Genomic DNA, 19,185 nt, shown 5'->3' with positions numbered 1-19,185 from the left:
GCGAAACGATGACAGGTACCCCGCCGACTGCATGGTCCGCTGCATACGAACGGCGGAACGGCCCGCGCTGCGGTTACCCGGCGTTCTTGTATCATGTGGTTGATACAAGCGAGGGAGGTCCGGCATGCCGTGGAACAACGTACTGGCCGTCGCGCTCTTCACCGGGCTGATCGGGCTGGCGATCCTGATCGTGCTGTGGCCCGGCGAGCGGCACGGAAAGCGCTTGCTCGAACGCTGGGGCGTCCCCGAGCCGGACGCGGCCGAGGTCGCGCTGGCCGTCCGCTACCTCAAGCGGCGCCGGCTCTGGTACCCGTGGCTCTTCCTGGCGCTCCCGCCGCTGTTCGGCGACACGACGACGGGCTCGGTCGTGGCCACGCTGCTGCTCGGCGGCCTGCTCGCCGAGCTGCTGGCCCAGCGGCCCGCCCGCGGCCCGCGGCGGGAAGCCGACCTGACCCCGCGCCCGCTGACGGCGATCGCGCCGGTCTGGGTGCTCGTGCTCGGCGCCGTGGCGGCCGCCGGATCGGTCGCGCACCTCGTCGTGACGGCGCAGTGGAAGTTCCTCGCGCTCGCGGCCGGCACGACGGTGGTCTGCGCGGCGATCACGGCGCTGGCGGTCCGCCGCCCGGCGGCCGGCGCGGCGCGGGCCGACTTCGCGCTGCGCTGCCGCAGCGCGCGGGTGGCGATCGGCCTGGGCATCGGCGTGGTGACGTCGCTCGGTTGGTGGAGCCCCACCGTGGTGTCGTTCCTGGTGATCGTGGCGGGCGTGGCCGCGTTCCTGGCGGTGACGGCCCCGCTGAAACGGCTCCCGGCGGCGGCGTGAAGATCGTCGTCGACACCGAAAACGGGCTCGCTCCCTGGCGGCAGGTGCACGACCAGGTGGTCCGCGCGGTGACGACGGGCGCACTGCCGGAGGGCGCGCGGCTGCCGCCGATCCGGCAGCTGGCGCGGGACCTCGGCCTGGCGTCGGGGACGGTGGCGCGCGCGTACCGCGAGCTGGAGGCGGCGGGCTGGGTGACGACGGCCCGCGCCCGCGGCACGGTCGTCACGCTCCCGCTCGGCCGTCCGGCCCCCGCGGAGCTGCTCCTCGCCGCGGCCACGGCGTACCTCACCCAGGCCCGCGACCTCGGCGCCGACCTGGAAACGGCCCTGAACGCCGTCCGCGCGGCCCACGACGGTTCGTGAAGGCCACCTTCAGGAACTTGTACTTCCTCAAGGTGGCCTTCACGAACTTCAGTGGTCCAGGAGGCGGCCGAGAGCGGCGAGGACGGGCTCGAGGACTTCGACTTCGCGCGCGGTGCCCACGCACTCGGTGATGCCCGCGCCGATGACCTCGTAGCCGGAGAGGGCGTCGAGTTCGGAAACCAGGCGGTCGATCGTCCAGCCGTCCAGCTCCGGGTAGTTCAGGCCGGGGAATTCCGACGGGTCCAGCACGTCCAGGTCCACGTGGACGTAGAGCTTCTCCACCGCCAACGCGTCCACCGACGTGACCGCGAGGCCGCGGGCGACCGCCGCGCGTTCCTCGGGGTCGAACACCCGCGTCCCCAGCAGCGCGACGTTGCCCGGCGTCAGCGCCGGATCCGCCGCGAAGTCGGGATCGCCCTCGCCGAACAGCGACCGCAGCACCATCCCGTGGAACGCGCCCGACGGCGACGTCGCGGCCGTGTTCAGGTCCGGGTGGGCGTCGAACCACGCCACGCCCAGGCCCGGCCCGTGCCGGAACCGCGCGACGCCGATCGGGACCAGCTCGACGCCGCAGTCGCCGCCGATCGTCAGGACCGGGCCGCCCGGGGCTTCCAGTGCGGCCAGCTGGGCCGCGCGGTTCGGTCCCGTGAGCACGGCACGGGAAAAGACCCCGCCGTCCACTTCGGACACTTCACGGGTCTGCCGGACGTGGTGGACGGGCCGGCCGAGCACGTGCCCGGCCAGCTCCGCCAGCGCGAGGCAGCCGTCCGGCAGCTCCGCCGAACGCGGTCCCACCGCGCCCTGGCGCTGCGGGACCGCGGTGATCAGCGTCATTCCAGGACGAGCAGGAGGTCGCCGCCCTCGACCTGCTGGACGGAGGTGATCGCCAGCCTGCCGACCTTGCCGCCGGTGGACGCGGTGATCGACGCCTCCATCTTCATGGCCTCGATCGTCGCGACCGTGGCACCGGCCTCGACCGTGTCGCCTTCGGCCACCTGCAGCGTCACCACGCCGGCGAACGGCGCCGCGACCTGCTTCGGGTTGCCCTTCTCCGCCTTCTCGGTCGCCGGGATGTCCGAGGCGATCGAGCGGTCGCGGATCTGGATCGGCCGCAGCTGGCCGTTGAGCGTCGACATCACCGTGCGCACGCCGCGCTCGTCGGCCTCGCCGATCGCCTCCAGCTCGATGAGCAGCCGGACGCCCGGCTCGAGGTCGACCGGGTACTCCTCGCCCGGGCGCAGGCCGTAGAAGAAGTCCTTGCTGGGCAGCACGGACGTGTCGCCGTAGGCCTCGCGGTGCGCCTCGAACTCCTTCGTGGGGCCGGGGAACAGCAGCCGGTTGAGCGTCCGGCGCGGTTCCGCGGCGAGCGCGGAACGGTCCTCTTCGGACAGTTCGACGACCGGCTTCGCCGCCGCGCGGCCCTCGAGGGCCTTGGTGCGGAACGGTTCCGGCCAGCCGCCGGGCGGGTCGCCCAGCTCGCCGCGCAGGAAGCCGATCACCGAGTCGGGGATGTCGAACTTGTTCGGCTCCGCCTCGAAGTCGGCCGGCGAGACGCCCGCGCCGACCAGGTGCAGCGCGAGGTCGCCGACGACCTTGGACGACGGCGTCACCTTCACCAGGTGGCCGAGGATCTTGTCGGCCGCGGCGTACATCGCCTCGATGTCCTCGAACCGGTCGCCCAGGCCGAGTGCGATGGCCTGCGTGCGCAGGTTCGACAGCTGACCGCCGGGGATCTCGTGGTCGTAGACGCGCCCGGTCGGCGACGCCAGCCCGGCCTCGAACGGCGCGTAGATCTTGCGCACGCTCTCCCAGTACGGCTCCAGCTCACCGATCGCCCGCAGGTCCAGCCCGGTGGTCCGGGCCGAGTGGTCGGTGGCCGCCACGATCGACGACAGCGACGGCTGCGACGTCGTGCCCGCCATCGACGACACCGCGCCGTCGACCGCGTCCGCGCCCGCGTTGATCGCCGCGAGGTAGGTGGCCAGCTGGCCGCCCGCGGTGTCGTGGGTGTGGATGTGCACCGGCAGGTCGAACTCCTTGCGCAGCGCGGTGACCAGCTTGGTCGCCGCGGGCGCGCGCAGCAGCCCGGCCATGTCCTTGATCGCCAGGACGTGCGCCCCGGCGCCGACGATCTGCTCGGCCAGCTTGAGGTAGTAGTCGAGCGTGTAGAGCTTCTCGCCCGGGTCGGACAGGTCCGAGGTGTAGCAGAGCGCCACCTCGGCGACCGCCGTCCCGGTCTCGCGCACGGCCTCGATGGCCGGGCGCATCTGCTCGACGTCGTTGAGCGCGTCGAAGATCCGGAAGATGTCGATGCCGGTCTTCGTGGCCTCCTGGACGAAGGCGGTGGTCACCTCGGTCGGGTACGGCGTGTACCCGACGGTGTTGCGCCCGCGCAGCAGCATCTGCAGGCAGATGTTCGGCACCGCCTCGCGCAGCGCGGCGAGGCGCTCCCACGGGTCCTCGGCGAGGAACCGCAGCGCGACGTCGTAGGTCGCGCCGCCCCAGCACTCGAGCGACAGCAGTTCGGGGAGCGTGTTCGCGACGACCGGCGCCACCGCGAGGAGGTCCTTCGACCGGACGCGGGTGGCGAGCAGCGACTGGTGCGCGTCGCGGAACGTCGTGTCGGTGATGCCGATGTGCGGCGACTTGCGCAGCCACTCCGCGAACCCGGCCGGGCCCAGCTCGACGAGCTTCTGCTTCGACCCCGGCGCCGGCTGGGCGTCCTTGGGCAGCTTCGGCAGCTTGACCGTGGCGTCCGGCGTCCTCGGGCGCTCGCCGTGCGGCTTGTTGACCGTCTGGTCGGCGAGGTAGGTCAGCAGCCGCGTGCCGCGGTCGGCGGACTGCCGCGCGGTGAGCAGCTGCGGGCGCTCCTCGATGAACGACGTCGTGACGCGCCCGGCGCGGAAGTCCTCGTCGTCCAGGACCGCCTGCAGGAACGGGATGTTCGTCGCGACGCCGCGGATGCGGAACTCGGCGACGGCGCGGCGCGCCCGGCCGACGGCGGTCTTGAAGTCGCGGCCGCGACAGGTGAGCTTCACCAGCAGCGAGTCGAAGTGCGCGCTGATCTCGGTGCCGGAGAAGGCGGTGCCGCCGTCGAGCCGGATGCCCGAGCCGCCCGGCGAGCGGTAGGCGGAGATCATCCCGGTGTCCGGGCGGAAGCCGTTGGCCGGGTCCTCGGTGGTGATGCGGCACTGCAGGGCGGCGCCGCGCAGGTAGATCTTGTCCTGCGCCAGGCCGAGGTCGTCGAGGGTCTCGCCGGAGGCGATCCGCAGCTGCGACTGCACGAGGTCGACGTCGGTGACCTCTTCGGTGACCGTGTGCTCGACCTGGATGCGCGGGTTCATCTCGATGAAGACGTGGTTGCCCTGCTTGTCGAGCAGGAACTCGACGGTGCCGGCGTTGCGGTAGCCGATCTGCTTCGCGAACTTGACCGCGTCCGCGCAGATCCGGTCGCGCAGCTCGGGGTCGAGGTTCGGCGCCGGGGCCAGCTCGACGACCTTCTGGTGGCGCCGCTGCACCGAGCAGTCGCGCTCGAAGAGGTGGATGACGTTGCCCGCGCCGTCGGCGAGGATCTGCACCTCGATGTGCCGCGGCTCGACGACGGCCTTCTCCAGGAAGACGGTCGGGTCGCCGAAGGCGGATTCGGCCTCGCGCGCGGCGGCCTCGATGGACTCGCGCAGCAGGGCGGGGTCCTCGACGCGGCGCATGCCGCGCCCGCCACCACCGGCGACGGCCTTGACGAACACCGGGAAACCCAGCTCGTCGGCGGCCGCGACCAGCGCGTCGACGTCGCTGGATGGCGCGGACGACCCGAGCACGGGCACGCCGGCCTCGCGCGCGGCCTTGACCGCGCGGGCCTTGTTGCCGGTCAGCTCGAGGATCTCGGCGCTCGGCCCGACGAAGGTGATGCCCGCTTCCTCGCACGCGCGCGCGAGGTCGGGGTTCTCCGAGAGGAAGCCGTAACCGGGGTAGACGGCGTCGGCCCCGGCCTTCTTGGCCGCGGCGACGATCTCGTCGACCGACAGGTAGGCGCGCACGGGGTGACCGGGTTCGCCGATCTCGTACGCCTCGTCGGCCTTCAGCCGGTGCAGCGAGTTGCGGTCTTCGTGCGGAAACACGGCGACCGTCCCCGCGCCCAGTTCGTAGCCGGCGCGGAACGCTCGGATCGCGATCTCCCCGCGGTTGGCCACCAGCACCTTGCGGAACATTGCCCGGTCCTTCCCGTATGGATCGGTAAGTCAACGCACGTTACCCGGTTCTTCCCGCTCTGCGGGAGTTCCATACCAGGTGATGGACATCATGGGCGTTGAAGATTGGCCGGGGCGCCGGCTGGGCAGCCTCTCAGGTTCCCGGCGGCGCGTAAAGGAGCCGGTTGGCCGTACCGTCCGGGACGCCCTTGAGCGCGTCCGTCGTCGCGGCCTGAACAAGCGCTTGGTCCACCTGCGCGGGGGCCGTTTCCGGGTGCTGGGCGCGGTAGAGCGCGGCCACGCCGGCGGCGAACGCGGCTGCCATCGACGTGCCCGATTCCGGTCCGGCGCCGGTGCCGCCCGCGATCGGGCCGGGGACGTCGACGCCCGGGGCGTAGAGGTCGACGTCCTGGCCGAAGTTGGACGCCTTGTCGGGGTGGTCCTGGGTGTCGGTGGCCCCGACGGTGAGCGCCTCGGTGACCCGGCCCGGGGAGAACCCGCTCGCGTCGGCGGTCTCGCTGCCCGCCGGGACGGCGACCGGGACGACCTCGGCGAGCCGCTTCACCGCGGCGTCGAGCTGGTCGTTCGGCACCCCGCCGATCCCGAGGACGGCGACCGCGGGCTGCTGGGCGTTCTGCGCGACCCAGTCGATGCCGGCGATGATGTGCTCGGTCGAGCCGCCGCCGTCCTTGTCGAGCACGCGCACGGGAACGATCTGCGCGCCCTTCGCGACGCCGTAGTCCTTGCCCGCGGCGATCCCGGCGAGGCGGGTGCCGTGGCCGTTGGTGTCCGAGGTGTCGGAGCCGCCGTTCAGGAAGTCCCGCCCGGGCGCGACGCGGCCCTGGAAGTCGGGGTGGCGCGCGTCGACGCCGCTGTCGATCACGTAGATGGTGACGCCCGAGGCGTCGGTCGCGTAGTGGTAGGCGTGGTCGAGGCCGGCGCGCTGGTCGATCCGGTCGAGGCCCCAGCTGGGCGGATCGGGCTGCACCCCGCCGGCCGCGGTCTGCCCGGCGAGCACGGCCGCCGCCGCCACTGCTGTCAGCGTGTTCATGATCGCCGTGGTACCCCGGCGGTGCCGGAGCGACAACTCAGGGCTGTCCCTCGATCGGCTGATTCCGCCGGGCCAGGACCACGACGTCGACGGCGAGCAGCAGCACGGCACTCGACGCGATCACCTGCCCGGCGACGGTCGAGTGCTCCACGACGGCCACGAACGTCGGCGCGAGCACCCCGGCCAGTCCGGCGGTCCCGGTGGCCAGCACGGCCCACCCGCCTCCGCGCACCGTCAGCGCGACGCCGGGGACGAGCAGGGCCAGCAGCGCACCGGCCACGAAGTAGGCGGCGGCGCGCCCGGCCTCGGAATCGCTGTGCTGCGCGAGTTCGGCCAGCTGCGTCAGCCAGGCGGCGGCGACCACCACGCCGAGCCCGGCGGCGGTCCACGCCGGCCAGCCCCGCGCCCGGCGGCCCCCGGCGTTGCGGCGCAGGAGGATCGGCCCGCAGACGAGGGCGGTCGCCCAGGCGAGGTGCGCGAGGAGGAGGAAGGTGAAGCCGGTCCCGAGTTCGGCGTCGCCGTCCTGGTTGAAGGTGATCACGTCGCCGAGCAAGCGGAGGAGGCCGAAGAGCGCGGCCAGGCCGGTGCCGAGCAGGAGGGCGGGGCCGGTGCGCGCCCGGGTCCGCGGGGCCAGGGTGAGGATCCCCGCGAGGACGGCGCAGGCGGCCACGATCGCGACGTAGGTTTCCATGCCGGGGCGGAAGTAGGTGAGGGGTTCGCCGTAGCGGTAGGCGAGCCCGAGCCCGATGAGGGCCAGGACGGCGCCGGTGATGGCGGCGATTCCGGCGGAGCCGCCGACGGGATCGACGGGGTCCGGCTGGGGTCCGGGAGTGCGCCCCAAGGTGGCCTTGGTTGCGTCTGACGCACCCAAGGTGGCCTTCGGTGCGTCTGACGCACCGAAGGCCACATTGGGGCGCTCGGCCGGGCCGGGTTCGGCGGCGACCGGCTCGGGTTCGGCGGTCGGCTCGGGCTCGGATGCCGACTCAGCTCCCGCAGCAGGCGCCGATTCGGCGGCGGGCTCGGCCACGGGTGCGGGGCCCGGTGCGGGCCGTCGGTCGGGTACCGCTTCCGGTGCAGGCTCGGTCCCGTTCGCGGGTTCCGCCTCGCGTGGGAGATCGGGTTCGGCGGCGTCCGGCTCCGGCGCGGATGCGGCGGCGGGCTCGGCCGCGCGTGCCTGCACGGGGCCCGGCGCGGCCCGTTGGGCGGGCACAGCCTCCGGTGCGGGCCCAGGTGCGGGTACCGGGTCCAGCTCCGGCTCCGGCTCGGGGAGCGCCTCGATCTCCACCCCCACCACGACATCCCCCGTCGGCCCGCTCACCACGACCTTCCCGCGCCGGGTCCCCGTCTCCCCCGCCGTCGCCGTCAGCTGCGCCGCGCCCTCCGACTCCACGACCGCGATCCACGGGTGGGAAGCCTCGAAGCGCACCTCCCGCGCCACCGGCGGCCCCAACGCCCGCAACGACGCCGTCGCCGACGAGCCCGCCGGAGCCGACAACCGCACCGACGCCACATCGACCCGCACCGCCACGTCACCCAATGCGTCCGAGGCCGACGCCGCGATGTGCTCGATGTCCGTGGCCGCCATCGACCGGAGGGCCTCGAACGCGCCCATCGCCACCGGGAGGTTGTCGCTCGACAGGCGGCGGCGCAGTTCCGCCACCGCGCCCAGGCGGGTGAACGGGTTCTCCGCCGCGATCGCCGCCGCCAGGTCCGGCGGCACGGGGGACGGCTTGATGCGGCGGCGCCTGCTCTTCGCCAGGTACAGCTCGCCCTGCATCTCGATGTCGCGGCTCGGTGTCTGCTTCGGGTTGCGCTCGCGGACGCGGTCGAACAGGTACTCGTACAGCTCGCCCAGCGCGATCCAGCCGTCCTCGTCGCGGTCGGCCTCGCCCGTGCGCAGGCCCTCGACCAGCGCCGACGTGAACACCGACGGCTGGGCCGGCTCGTCCGAGGCCAGCCGGGCGCCCTCGAACGCGTACTCGATCGAGTTCGACGCCGTGATCACCGCGCGCCCGCGGCCGCCGCGGAAGCTGTCCAGGACGTTCGCGTCGCCCGACGACCGGACTGCCACGCCTTGGCCGAACGCGCCGCCGTAGCAGCAGTCCAGCAGCAGCACGATGCTGCGCGAGCGGCTCTGGCGGATGCACTGCTGGACGAACTGCGCGGGCACCGCCGTCGAACGCAGGCGGTCCGGCCGCGTGTTGCGGGCCGCGAAGTACAGGCCGCCCGAGTCGTCCTTCAAGCCGTGGCAGGAAAAGTGCAGCAGCAGGACGTCGTCCGGGCGGCCCTCGGCGCACAGGTCCTCGATCTCCGCCTGGACCACGTGCGCGGTCTCGTTGCGGACCACGCGGACGTCGAAGTCGCTGATGGCCCGGTCGGCCAGCACCCCGGCGAGGGCGTCGGCGTCCGCCGCGGGTGAGCCCAGGCGCTGCAGACCCGCGTTGTCGTACTCGCCGTTCGCGACGATCAGCGCGCGCCTCCGCCCGGCCATACCACCAGGAGACGCCCGCTTCCGCCGCTACGGCAAGCAGCCGAACGGGCACACCTATTCGGCGCCGGACCCGAAAATCGTTTCCTGCCCCTTCAGGCAGACGACGGCGTCGAACGCGGCCGCCACGTCCACCGAAACGGTGGTGTGCGCGTGCCGGATGCCCGAACCGCCGGGCCGCGCGACCACGCACGGCGCCTGGTCCGCGAGCAGCGCCTCGACGCTGCCTTCCGCGGGCTCCGCGAGGTCCTGCGGGAACATCCGGAACCCGAGCCGCCCGGCGTCATCGGGTGCCAGGCCGGTCGTCGTGCCCGACACGGCCGTGAGCGCCAGCGCGAAGTACCGGTCGCCCAGTTCCGCGGCCAGGTGCGTGCCCGCCGACGGCGCCGTCATGCCGGGCATCGGCGAGAACGGTACGCGCTGGAGGTGTCCGTTGTGGAGCATCAGGACGATCTTCTCGCCCGGGTGGAGCCGCCGCACCAGCCGCACGGTGGCCGCCATGTACGTGTCCCGCGACGAACTCTGCGGCTCGGGCGCGCGGCCGGCCATCAGCGCGTCCAGCTCCCGCAGGTAGAGGTCGACTCGCAGCGCCCCCTCGGCGTGGTGCACGGCGACGTCACCGTAAGCCTGCGCCACCGCGTGTCCATAGAGGACCGTCAATGCCGAGGTGGCCGCATCGCGCGCTTCGACGCTCATTTCCTTGTACCGCCCCGGTGCGACGGCGCTGCTCACCGACGCGTAGGGCTCGCACGCCGAGATAGCCGCGTCCACAAGGGACACATTCGCCGGGTCCACGCGCAGGACGTGCTCGCGCAACGCCGTCAGCGAAGGCATCGGCGACCCCGCGGAACTCGGCACGTCGGCACCGAAGAACTTGACGCCACGGCCCCGCAGCCAGGTCAGCATTTCGTGCACCTCGGCCGAGTCGCCCAGGCCGAACGTGAAGCCCGCCCGCGCGACGTCGGCGACGTCACCCGGACCGCCGCGCAGCCACTCGTCGACGAGGTGCCCCTCCGGGAAGCCGCCTTCGAACCCGAGGACGGTGAACCCGCGCTCCTCGACGAGGTGGCGCAGCAGGCGGTCGCGCAGCGCGCCGAACTCGCGGATGTGATGGTTGTTCTCACCGATCGCGACGACCTCGGCGTCACCGATGAGATCGGCGACGGAGGCAACGGCGATGGACTCGGTTTCTGGCATACTGAGCACACTAACGCAACAGGAGTAGCAGTTGGCAACCGAGATTTCCGGAACGCGACGACCGGGCGGCCGCACCGAGCGGACCCGCCTCGCCGCGCTGAACGCCACCCTGGAGCTGCTCGGGGAACGCGGGTACGCCGAGCTGACCGTGGAGGCCGTCGCCGAGCGCTCCGGCGTGCACAAGACGACGCTGTACCGGCGGTGGGAGTCCGCCGAAGGCCTGGTCGCGGCCGCCCTGCTCATGGGCACCGAGCAGGAGTGGACCGCGCCGGACACCGGGTCGCTCGAGGGCGACCTGCGCGAGGTCAACCTGGAGCTGGTCCACTACTTCACCTCGCCGGGCGAGCGCGAACTGCCGACCGCGTCCATCTCGGCCGCGTTCCTCTCCGCCCGCGCCGCGGACGCCCTGCGCGAGTTCTACGTCGACCGCCACGCCCGGTCCGCCCCGATCGTCGAGCGGGCCGTCGAGCGCGGGGAAGTCCCGGCGGGCACCGACCCGGTCGAGGTCGTGCGCGTGGCCTGCGGGCCGGTCTTCTACCGCCTCTTCGTCTCGCGGGAAGGCGTGACGCCGAAGGACGCCGGAGTCGCCGCCGCCGCAGCCGCCGCGGCCGCGAAAGCCGGGGTCTTCACGGACGGCGGAACCGCACCACGTCCAGCGTGATGTCTCCGAGCGTCTCGGTGGCGGTCTCGCCGTCGGGCCGCCAGCCCTGCCGGACGTAGAACGCCTTCGCCCGCTCGTTGGTCGCCAGCACCCACAGGACGGCGTCGCCGGACAGCTCCCCGAGCACGCGGTCGTGCAGCGCCCGGCCCAGGCCGCGGCCCCAGCACCGCGGCAGCAGGTAGAGCGCGTAGAGCTGGTCCGGCGCGAACGCGGCGAACCCCACGACCGTCCCCGCCTCTTCGACGACCAGCAGCCGCCCGCCGGCGGCGATGCGCTCCGCCCAGGTGGCCGCCTGATCACCGGCCGAGAGACCCGCGAGGAAGCCGTCCGGCAGCAGGCCCGCGTACGCGGCCCGCCACGACGCCACGTGGACCTCCCCGATCGCCGGGGCGTCGGCGACCGTGGCCCGGCGGATCAGCTCTTCTCCAGGTACTCCGCCCGGTCGACGTCGACGACGTCGTCGACCATCTGGGCCAGGCCGCGGTACTTCTTCAGCTCCGGGTCCTGCTCGACGATCTCCTGCGCGCTCTGCCGCGACGCCGCGATGACGTCTTCGTCGCGCAGCAGCGACAGCAGCTTCAGCGTCGACCGCTTGCCCGACTGCGCCGCGCCGAGGATGTCGCCTTCGCGGCGCAGCTCCAGGTCCAGGCGGGACAGCTCGAAGCCGTCGGTGGTCGACTCGACCGCCGCCAGGCGCTCGCGCGTCGCCGTGCCGTCGAGGGTCTCGGTGACCAGCAGGCACAGGCCCGGGACGCTGCCCCGGCCGACGCGGCCGCGCAGCTGGTGCAGCTGGCTGACGCCGAAGCGGTCGGCGTCCATGATCACCATCGCCGTCGCGTTCGGCACGTTCACGCCGACCTCGATGACCGTGGTCGCCACCAGGACGTCCAGCTTGGCGGCGGAGAACGCGCGCATCACCGCGTCCTTGTCGTCCGGGGGCATCCGGCCGTGCAGCACGCCGATCTTCAGGCCCTGCAGCGGACCGTGCTCCAGCTCGGGCGCGACGTCGAGGACCGCGAGCGGCGGCCGCTTGTCGCTCTTGTCCGACGGCGGCTCGTCGCCGATCCGCGGGCACACGACGTACGCCTGGTGGCCCTTGCCGACCTCCTCGCGGACGCGCTGCCAGATCCGGTCGAACCAGGCCGGCTTCTCCGCGACCGGCACGACCGTGGTCGAGATCGGCGAACGCCCGACCGGCATCTCGCGCAGCGCCGACACTTCCAGGTCGCCGTACACGGTCATCGCGACCGTGCGCGGGATCGGCGTCGCCGTCATGACGAGCACGTGCGGGCTGGTGTCGCCGGCACCGCGGGTGCGCAGCGCGTCCCGCTGCTCGACGCCGAAGCGGTGCTGCTCGTCGACCACGGCGAGGCCGAGGTCGGCGAACTCGACGTGGTCCTGGATCAGCGCGTGCGTGCCGACGACGATCCCGGCCTCGCCGCTGACGATCTCCAGCAGCGACTTCTTGCGCTCCTTGGCACCCATCGACCCGGTCAGCAGCGTGACTTTCGTGGCGTTCTCCGCCGCGCCCAGCTCGCCCGCCTGGCCGAGGTCGCCGAGCATCTCCCGCAGCGAGCGCGCGTGCTGCGCGGCGAGGACCTCGGTCGGCGCCAGCATCGCGGCCTGCCGCCCGTTGTCGACGACCTGCAGCATCGCCCGCAGCGCGACGACGGTCTTGCCGGAGCCGACCTCGCCCTGCAGCAGCCGGTTCATCGGGTGCTCGGAGGCCAGGTCGGCGGCGATCTCGTCGCCGATGGCCCGCTGGCCCGCGGTCAGGTCGAAGGGCAGCCGCTTGTCGAAGGCGTCCATCAGGCCGCCGCTGACGTGCGGGTTCGGCTTCGCCGGCCGCGAAACGGCCGAATACCGCCGCTGCGCGAAGATCAGCTGGACGGCCATGGCCTCGTCCCACTTGAGCCGCTTGCGCGAGGCCTCCAGGTGCGCCCAGTTCTCCGGGCGGTGGATGCCGTGCAGCGCGGTGTCGAGGTCGGACAGGCGGTGCAGCCGCCGCAGCTCGGCGGGCATCGGGTCGTCGCCGACCTCGAGGACGTCGAGGACCTGCCGCACGCACTTGGCGATCGACCACGTCGGCATGCCCTGCGCCGCCGGGTAGACCGGGATGATCGCGGCGAGGAAGTTGTCCATCGCCTCGGCTTCGTTCTCGGCGTCGAACAGCTCGTACTCGGGGTTGGTCAGCTGCAGGGTGTCGCGGAAGGCGGACACCTTGCCGGCGAACAGGCCGGTCTTGCCGGGGACGAGGTCCTTCTCCCGCCACGCCTGGTTGAAGAACGCGCAGGTCAGCCGCCGTTTCCCGTCGGTGATCACCATGTCGAGGATGGTGCCGTTGCGGGCCTTCATCCGGCGCTTGCTCACCTTTTCGACGCGCGCCAGCACGGTGGCGTGCTCGCCCAGCTCGAGGCCGGCGATGTCGGTGAGCTCGCCGCGCTCGGCGTAGCGGCGCGGGTAGTGGCGCAGCAGGTCGCTGACCGTCTCGATCTCCAGCGACGTGGCGAGCGCCTTCGCCGTCTTGGCGCCCAGCAGCAACGGCAGCTTGTCGCGCAGTCCGGCCATCTCGCTATTCGACTCCCATCAGCAGCACGGCGCCGGCCTGGCCGCTGGCGTAGCTGGTCAGCTCCACCTCGGGGTGCTCCACCCGCAGCTGCTCCGCGAGCTCTTCGGCGACCCCGGGCGGGGCCGCCGACCCGCTCAGCACCGTCACCAGTTCCCCGCCGAGCGCCAGCATGCGGTTCAGCACGTTCATCGCGGCGGCGACCAGGTTCGTCTCCGACGCGGGCGCCGGCTCGATCAGGACCACCTCGTCGTCGACCAGGCCCACGACGTCACCGGACTGGGCCCGGCCCACCCAGGTTAGCGACTCCTCCTGCGCGATCCGCAGTTCGCCACGCCTGGTCGCGGCGGCCGCTTCGGCCATCGCGACGACGTCGTCGTTCGTGCGGCGGCCGGCGTCGTGCACGGCGAGGGCGGCCAGCACCTGCACCGGCGACACGCAGGGGATGACGACGACGTCCCGGTCGGCGGCCACGGCGTGCCCGGCCGCGGTGTCGACCGCCGCGGTCAGCTCGACGCTGCCCGGCAGCACCGTGACGTGCTGGCCGGCGGCCTCGTTGAGCAGGCTGATCATGTCTTCGACGCTCGGCGTCTCGCCCTCGGGCACGGCGAGCACCGGGATGCTTTCGGCGCGCAGCAGCTCGGCCAGCGCGCCGCCGTGCACGACGGCGACGACCGTCCGGTCGATCCCGCCGCCGGGCTCGATCGGCGTCGGCGTGAGCAGCGGCTCGACCCGGATCTTGCGCGGGCGGCCGAGCGCGAGCCCGGCCTCGATCGCGGCGCCGATGTCCGCGCAGTGGACGTGGACGGCGTGGCTGCCCGAGCCGTCGCCGGCGACGGTGACGCTGTCGCCGAGGCCGCTCAGCTCCTTGCGCAGCGTCGGCAGGCTCGCCTCGTCGACGCCGTCGAGGAGGTACATGACCTCCCAGGCGTACGCCTCGGCGTGCGGGACGGCGTGTACCTCGAGGGCGTGCTCCTGCTCGATGGGGGCGCCGGTGAGCACGCCGACCAGCGCGTCGAGCACCGCGACCAGCCCGCGCGCGCCGGCGTCGACCACGCCGGCCCTGGCCAGCGCGGGCAGCTGCTCCGGCGTCTTCTCGAGGGCGTACGCGGCTTCCTTCGCGGCCTTCCGCGCGACTTCGCCGAGCGTGCTCGTGTCCCCGCGCACGGCGAGGGCGACGGCGTGCAGCACGGTGAGGATGGTCCCGGCGACCGGGCGGCTGACGGCGCCCGTGGCGACCTCGTCGGCGTGGCCCAGCGCGTTCGCCAGCCACGCGCCGTCCAGTTCGCCCTCGGCACGGTCCGCGAGCCCGCGCACGACCTGGGAGAGGATGACGCCGGAGTTGCCCTTGGCGGAGGCGACCGCGCCCCGCGCGAGGACCTTCAGCGCTTCGGCGGCGTCCCCCGGGTTCGCTTCCGCCAGTTCGGCGGCCGCGCCGGTCATCGTGAAGAGCATGTTGGAGCCGGTGTCGGAGTCGGCGACGGGGTAGACGTTGATGCCGTCGATGGCCGGCCGCAGGGTCGCGAGGCTGTGCACGCAGCCCGCCGCCCAGGCCGCCACCGCCGCCGCGTCCAGCACCCGCACCCCGTAACCTCCTACCTGGTCCCGGGCAGCGTATCGACCCGGTGCTCGGGGCCTCGACCGCAGTAGTTACTATGGTCGAGTTGCCCAGTGCATCTGGGCTCATTTCTATGACCCAGATCCAAAGGAGTTCGACGTGGCTGCCGTGTGCGACGTCTGTGGCAAGGGACCCGGCTTCGGCAAGTCGGTCTCGCACTCCCACCGCCGTACCAACCGCCGGTGGAACCCGAACATCCAGACCGTCCACGCCAAGGTGGGTGTGTCCCAGCGCAAGCGCCTGAACGTGTGCACCTCCTGCATCAAGGCGGGCAAGGTCGTTCGAGGCTGACGCCGAAGAGAAGTTTGGGATGGCGGGTGCTCTCCGGAGCACCCGCCATTTTCATGTCCGGCCTCAAGCGCCCCAAGGCGGCCTTGGTTGCGTCTGACGCACCGAAGGCCGCCTTGGGTGCGTCAGACGCACCGAAGGCCACATTGGGGCGCTTGGGTCTACTTCAGGAAGCCGGTCAGCAGGTCCTTCAGCGTCTCCGGGTACTGGAGCACGCCGTGGTCCTGGCCCGCCAGGGTTTCGTGACGGGCTCCCGGGACCGCCTCGGCCGCCGCGCGGGCGCCTGACTGGAGCGCTTCGTCGCTCGCGCCGCCGCCGATCACCAAGGTCGGGATCGAAATCCGGGCCAGCGAGCCGCGCGGGTGGGCGCCCGGGCCGCAGATCGTCAGGTCGTAGGGGAGCGTGTGTGCCAGCGCCGTGAACCAGCCCCACACCGGCGCCTGCTTCATCCCCTCGACCAGCTCCGCCGGCGTGCCCGCGACCTGCAGGAACGTCGCCACCGCGGCGTCCCGGTCGCCCGCCGCCAGCTGCGCGCGGACCTCGTCCACGACGTCGCCGCGCGGGTGCTCCGGCGTGGCGTACGGCGGCTCGTACGCCACCACGCGCTCGATCCCGATCCCTGCCGCGGCCGCCTCCAGGGCCAGGACCGCGCCCGACGAGTGGCCGAACACCGACGCCGTGCCGCCCACGTGGGCGATCAGCGCCGCGAGGTCCTCGATCTCCCGCTCCATCGCGTACGGCGCGGTGTCTCCGGAATCGCCGCGCCCGCGGCGGTCGTAGACGATCGTGGTGAAGTCATCGGACAAGACGTCCGCCAGGCCCGCGACGGTCGTGCGGTCGTTGAACGCGCCGCCCACCAGGATCACCGGCGCGCCCGAACCGCGCTGCTCGAAGAAGATCGACGTGCCGTCGGCCGATGTGACGTTCATGGGGTGTCCTCCAAGGTTCGTTTACCCCTGGTCGGAGCCGTCACCCGGATCCGGACACCGGTGCTCAGGGAAGTTTCCAGTCGACGGGCGCCGCGCCCTGCTGCTCCAGCATCTGGTTCGCCCGGCTGAACGGCCGCGACCCGAAGAAGCCGTTGTGCGCCGAGAGCGGGCTGGGGTGCGCCGACTCGATGCACGGGACGTCGCCCAGCATCGGGCGCAGGTTGCGCGCGTTGCGGCCCCACAGGATCGCCACCATCGGCTCAGACCGGGCCGCCAGGGCCTTGATCGCCTGCTCGGTGACCGCTTCCCAGCCCTTGCCCTGGTGCGAGTTCGACTTCCCGGGCTGCACGGTCAGCGACCGATTGAGCAGCAGGACGCCCTGCTCGGCCCACGGCGTCAGGTCGCCGTTGGACGGCAGCGGGTGGCCGAGGTCGTCGGCGTACTCCTTGTAGATGTTGACCAGGCTCTTCGGGATCGGCCGGACGTCCGGCGCCACCGAGAAGCTCAAGCCGACCGCGTGCCCGGGCGTCGGGTACGGGTCCTGCCCGACGATCAGCACGCGCACGTCGTGGAACGGCTGCTTGAACGCCCGCAGCACGTGCTCACCCGCCGGCAGGTACGTCCGGCCCGCGGCGATCTCCGCGCGGAGGAACTCCCCCATCGCGGCGACCTGCGGCGCCACCGGTTCCAGGGCCTCGGCCCAGCCTGCCTCGACGATCTCCTGCAGCGGTCGTGCGGTCACGGCGCGCAAGCCTACCGGGCGTGGCCGACGTCACCCGAGCGGGTCGAGCCGCCGCAGCTCCGCCTTGAACCTGCGGCCGCGCTGGACGTAGGACTCCACCACCATCGCGATGTTCTCCGCGCTGAACGACTTGTTCTCCCGCGTCTTGCCCGGCACGCCCAGCGCGATCTCGCCGGTCTTGACGTGCGAGCCGTAGGAGAGCACCGCGCCCGCGCCGACCATGCCGCCGTCCTCGATCACCGAGCCGTTCAGCACCACCGAACCGGACGCGATCAGGCAGCCGGTGCCGATCGTCGCGCCTTCGACGTGCACCGCGTGCCCGATCGCCGACGACGGCCCGAGGATCGTCGGGTGCCGCTCGGTGCAGTGCAGGACGCAGCCGTCCTGGACGTTCGAACGCTCGCCGATCTCGATGTAGCCGTGGTCGCCGCGCAGGACCGTCTGCGGCCACACGGACGCGTGCGCGCCGATCCGGACGTCGCCGATCACCGTGGCGTCCGGGTGGACGTAGGCGTCGGGGTGGATCGTCGGCTCGAGCGAACCGAGTGCGTAGATGGCCATGCCGCCTCCGGGGTGACTGCGGTTTCACGTGTCCTGCGATTGGATCACGGCATCGCCGTGAAGCCGAAAAGCAGCCCGCTCGTGCTCCTCCTCGTCGCGCTGACGTGGCTGCTCAGCCTGCCCGTCGCGACCCCGGCGCTCGCGAACGGCCTGGCCGCGACGCCGCCGATGGGCTGGAACAGCTGGAACCAGGTCCGCTGCTACGACCTCACCGAGGACGTCGTGCGCAAGGCGGCCGACGCGCTCGCGGACACGGGCCTGCGTGACGCGGGCTACAAGTACGTCGTCGTCGACGACTGCTGGCAAGCGCCCGCGCGCGCCGCCGACGGCTCGCTGCGGGCCGATCCGACGCGGTTCCCGCACGGCATCGCCGATCTCGCCGACTACGTGCACTCGCGCGGCCTGCTCTTCGGCATCTACGCCGTGCCCGGCAGCCGGACGTGCGCGATGGCCAACGACGCCTACCCGGCGTCCGGCATCGGCTCACTGGGCCACGAACGCCAGGACGCGGAGACGTTCGGCCGCTGGGGCGTCGACTACCTCAAGTACGACTGGTGCAACGCCGACACCGTCGACGGCCTCGACCGGAAAGCGGCGTTCGAGAAGATGCGCGACGAGCTGGCCGCGCTGCCCCGCCCGATCGTCTACGCGATCTCCGAATACGGCGTCTCGAGCCCGTGGACCTGGGCGCGGCCGGTGGCGAACCTGTGGCGGACGACCAACGACCTGGTCGCGACCTGGGACTCGGTGCTCGCGACGATCGACCAGCAGGCCGCCGTCGCCGTGCACAGCGGCTCCCCCGGCGGCTGGAACGACCCGGACATGCTGCAGGTCGGCAACGGCAGCCTCACCGCCGACGAGGCCCGCGCGCACTTCAGCGTTTGGGCGGTGCTGAACGCGCCGCTGTTCGCCGGCACCGACCCGGCGAAGCTGGGTGACGCGGACCTCGCGACGCTCGCCAACCCCGAGGCGATCGCGGTCGACCAGGACTTCGCGGGCGGCCAGGGGCGGCGGCTCGACGCGGGCCCCGGCTACCAGGTGTGGGGGAAACCGTTGTCCGGCGGCGGTTTCGCGGTGGTGCTGCTCAACACCGGCAGCACCACCGCGACCGTCTCCGCCGACGTCCCCGGCACGTGGACCGTCCGGGACCTGTGGGCGCACCAGGACGTCGGCACCGGGGTTTCCGCGACGCTGCGGCCGCACGCGGCGGCCTTCCTCAAGCTCACACCGAGGTGAGGTCCTTGCCGTAGCAGCGGCTTTCGGGCTCGTTCTTGTACACGCCGAAGTTCGGGATCTCGGTGTAGCCCGACGACGTGTAGAGCGCGATGGCCTCGGGCTGCTTGGTCCCGGTCTCCAAGACCGCGCGCTTGCGGCCACAGAGCGCCGCCGTGCGCTCCAGCTCGGACAGGATCATCCGCGCGAACCCGCGGCCGCGCGCGGAGTCGGCGACGTACATCCGCTTGAACTCGGCGTCGCCGTCCTGGAAGTCCGGCGCGGGGCCGTCGTGGGCGCGCCACGCACCGCACGCGACCGCTTCCTCACCTTGGTAGCCGACGAGGAAGACGCCCTGCGGCGGGTCGAAGTCCGCCGGGCTCATCGGGGTCACGTCCTCGTCGCCGTAGCGCTCGACGTACACCTGCTGCACCGCGGCCATGAGCTTGGCCGCGTCGGGGTGGTCGTAGGGGACCGGAACGATTCTCACGCTTGCCGAGCCT

17 protein-coding genes are annotated in these 19,185 nt (G+C 72.7%); 5 read left to right on the top strand and 12 right to left on the bottom strand.

Features of this window, described 5'->3' with window-relative positions; translation table 11 throughout:
• Positions 1–124: 124 nt before the first annotated feature.
• Together EIY87_RS04810 and EIY87_RS04805 are read left to right on the top strand one after the other, a co-directional pair.
• Complete coding sequence (locus EIY87_RS04810; protein ID WP_125306420.1) at positions 125–820, top strand: hypothetical protein; 696 nt, start codon at positions 125–127, stop codon at positions 818–820.
• On the top strand, positions 817–1,182 hold the full coding sequence (locus EIY87_RS04805) for a GntR family transcriptional regulator (protein WP_125306419.1): 366 nt from the start codon (positions 817–819) through the stop codon (positions 1,180–1,182). Before EIY87_RS04810 ends, EIY87_RS04805 begins: the two co-directional genes overlap by 4 nt.
• Positions 1,183–1,230: 48 nt before the next feature.
• Here the strand turns inward: EIY87_RS04805 and EIY87_RS04800 are convergent, their stop codons facing one another.
• From EIY87_RS04800 to EIY87_RS04780, 5 genes are all read right to left on the bottom strand, one after another.
• Positions 1,231–2,016 (bottom strand): arginase family protein, encoded by a 786-nt coding sequence (locus tag EIY87_RS04800; RefSeq protein WP_125306418.1) that lies wholly within the window; start codon positions 2,014–2,016, stop codon positions 1,231–1,233.
• On the bottom strand, positions 2,013–5,390 hold the full coding sequence (locus EIY87_RS04795) for a pyruvate carboxylase (protein ID WP_125306417.1): 3,378 nt from the start codon (positions 5,388–5,390) through the stop codon (positions 2,013–2,015). The genes EIY87_RS04800 and EIY87_RS04795 overlap by 4 nt, the downstream gene beginning before the upstream one ends.
• Positions 5,391–5,523: 133 nt before the next feature.
• Entirely contained in the window at positions 5,524–6,420 is an 897-nt protein-coding gene (locus EIY87_RS04790; RefSeq protein WP_125306416.1) for a S8 family peptidase, read from the bottom strand.
• 37 nt (positions 6,421–6,457) lie between these two features.
• Entirely contained in the window at positions 6,458–8,911 is a 2,454-nt protein-coding gene (locus EIY87_RS04785) for a caspase, EACC1-associated type (RefSeq protein ID WP_125306415.1), read from the bottom strand.
• 54 nt (positions 8,912–8,965) lie between these two features.
• The gene (locus EIY87_RS04780) at positions 8,966–10,105 is read right to left on the bottom strand and encodes an erythromycin esterase family protein (protein ID WP_125306414.1); all 1,140 of its coding nucleotides are present in this window, start codon (positions 10,103–10,105) and stop codon (positions 8,966–8,968) included.
• 31 nt (positions 10,106–10,136) lie between these two features.
• Here EIY87_RS04780 and EIY87_RS04775 point away from each other — a divergent pair, with 31 nt between their 5' ends.
• Entirely contained in the window at positions 10,137–10,766 is a 630-nt protein-coding gene (locus tag EIY87_RS04775) for a TetR/AcrR family transcriptional regulator (RefSeq protein WP_125306413.1), read from the top strand.
• Here EIY87_RS04775 and EIY87_RS04770 read toward each other — a convergent pair.
• The 3 genes from EIY87_RS04770 to EIY87_RS04760 are packed head-to-tail and all read right to left on the bottom strand — an operon-like array spanning position 10,732 to position 14,916.
• Entirely contained in the window at positions 10,732–11,133 is a 402-nt protein-coding gene (locus EIY87_RS04770) for a GNAT family N-acetyltransferase (RefSeq protein WP_225439710.1), read from the bottom strand. The two genes, EIY87_RS04775 and EIY87_RS04770, sit on opposite strands and share 35 nt — an antisense overlap.
• A 47-nt stretch (positions 11,134–11,180) precedes the next feature.
• Complete coding sequence (gene recG, locus EIY87_RS04765) at positions 11,181–13,334, bottom strand: ATP-dependent DNA helicase RecG (RefSeq protein ID WP_125306412.1); 2,154 nt, start codon at positions 13,332–13,334, stop codon at positions 11,181–11,183.
• 4 nt (positions 13,335–13,338) lie between these two features.
• Entirely contained in the window at positions 13,339–14,916 is a 1,578-nt protein-coding gene (locus EIY87_RS04760) for a DAK2 domain-containing protein (protein WP_125306411.1), read from the bottom strand.
• Between the two features lie 133 nt (positions 14,917–15,049).
• Here EIY87_RS04760 and rpmB point away from each other — a divergent pair, with 133 nt between their 5' ends.
• A complete protein-coding gene (gene rpmB, locus EIY87_RS04755) occupies positions 15,050–15,241 on the top strand; it encodes a 50S ribosomal protein L28 (RefSeq protein WP_003091970.1) in 192 nt (63 codons plus the stop codon).
• Positions 15,242–15,399: 158 nt separating this feature from the next.
• On the opposite strand, the gene EIY87_RS04750 is transcribed toward rpmB, so the two are convergent.
• The 3 genes from EIY87_RS04750 to EIY87_RS04740 form a co-directional block, all read right to left on the bottom strand.
• Positions 15,400–16,167, bottom strand: a complete 768-nt coding sequence (locus EIY87_RS04750; protein WP_125306410.1) for an alpha/beta fold hydrolase — start codon at positions 16,165–16,167, stop codon at positions 15,400–15,402.
• A 64-nt stretch (positions 16,168–16,231) separates the two neighbouring features.
• Positions 16,232–16,909, bottom strand: a complete 678-nt coding sequence (locus EIY87_RS04745) for a uracil-DNA glycosylase (RefSeq protein WP_125306409.1) — start codon at positions 16,907–16,909, stop codon at positions 16,232–16,234.
• Between the two features lie 30 nt (positions 16,910–16,939).
• Positions 16,940–17,470 carry a gamma carbonic anhydrase family protein gene (locus tag EIY87_RS04740; protein WP_125306408.1) on the bottom strand — a complete coding sequence of 177 codons (531 nt, stop codon included), beginning with the start codon at positions 17,468–17,470 and terminating at the stop codon, positions 16,940–16,942.
• A gap of 81 nt (positions 17,471–17,551) precedes the next feature.
• Between EIY87_RS04740 and EIY87_RS04735 the strand changes: the two genes are divergently transcribed.
• The gene (locus EIY87_RS04735; protein ID WP_225439708.1) at positions 17,552–18,706 is read left to right on the top strand and encodes a glycoside hydrolase family 27 protein; all 1,155 of its coding nucleotides are present in this window, start codon (positions 17,552–17,554) and stop codon (positions 18,704–18,706) included.
• Here the strand turns inward: EIY87_RS04735 and EIY87_RS04730 are convergent.
• Complete coding sequence (locus EIY87_RS04730; RefSeq protein WP_125306407.1) at positions 18,693–19,172, bottom strand: GNAT family N-acetyltransferase; 480 nt, start codon at positions 19,170–19,172, stop codon at positions 18,693–18,695. The genes EIY87_RS04735 and EIY87_RS04730 overlap by 14 nt on opposite strands.
• Positions 19,173–19,185: the final 13 nt, after the last annotated feature.

This window comes from Amycolatopsis eburnea, from assembly GCF_003937945.1.
GTDB lineage: Bacteria > Actinomycetota > Actinomycetes > Mycobacteriales > Pseudonocardiaceae > Amycolatopsis > Amycolatopsis eburnea.
The sequence above is the reverse complement of the archived record's forward strand: the minus strand, read 5'-3'. Positions and strand labels throughout refer to the sequence as shown.

What these genes read in the sequence shown, in the direction of transcription:
- EIY87_RS04790 (WP_125306416.1), bottom strand. Translation starts at nt 6,420, where the DNA reads ATGAACACGCTGACAGCAGTGGCGGCGGCGGCCGTGCTCGCCGGGCAG.
- EIY87_RS04810 (WP_125306420.1), top strand. Translation starts at nt 125, where the DNA reads ATGCCGTGGAACAACGTACTGGCCGTCGCGCTCTTCACCGGGCTGATC.
- recG (WP_125306412.1), bottom strand. Translation starts at nt 13,334, where the DNA reads ATGGCCGGACTGCGCGACAAGCTGCCGTTGCTGCTGGGCGCCAAGACG.
- EIY87_RS04795 (WP_125306417.1), bottom strand. Translation starts at nt 5,390, where the DNA reads ATGTTCCGCAAGGTGCTGGTGGCCAACCGCGGGGAGATCGCGATCCGA.
- EIY87_RS04750 (WP_125306410.1), bottom strand. Translation starts at nt 16,167, where the DNA reads ATGAACGTCACATCGGCCGACGGCACGTCGATCTTCTTCGAGCAGCGC.
- EIY87_RS04780 (WP_125306414.1), bottom strand. Translation starts at nt 10,105, where the DNA reads ATGCCAGAAACCGAGTCCATCGCCGTTGCCTCCGTCGCCGATCTCATC.
- EIY87_RS04800 (WP_125306418.1), bottom strand. Translation starts at nt 2,016, where the DNA reads ATGACGCTGATCACCGCGGTCCCGCAGCGCCAGGGCGCGGTGGGACCG.
- EIY87_RS04785 (WP_125306415.1), bottom strand. Translation starts at nt 8,911, where the DNA reads ATGGCCGGGCGGAGGCGCGCGCTGATCGTCGCGAACGGCGAGTACGAC.
- EIY87_RS04740 (WP_125306408.1), bottom strand. Translation starts at nt 17,470, where the DNA reads ATGGCCATCTACGCACTCGGTTCGCTCGAGCCGACGATCCACCCCGAC.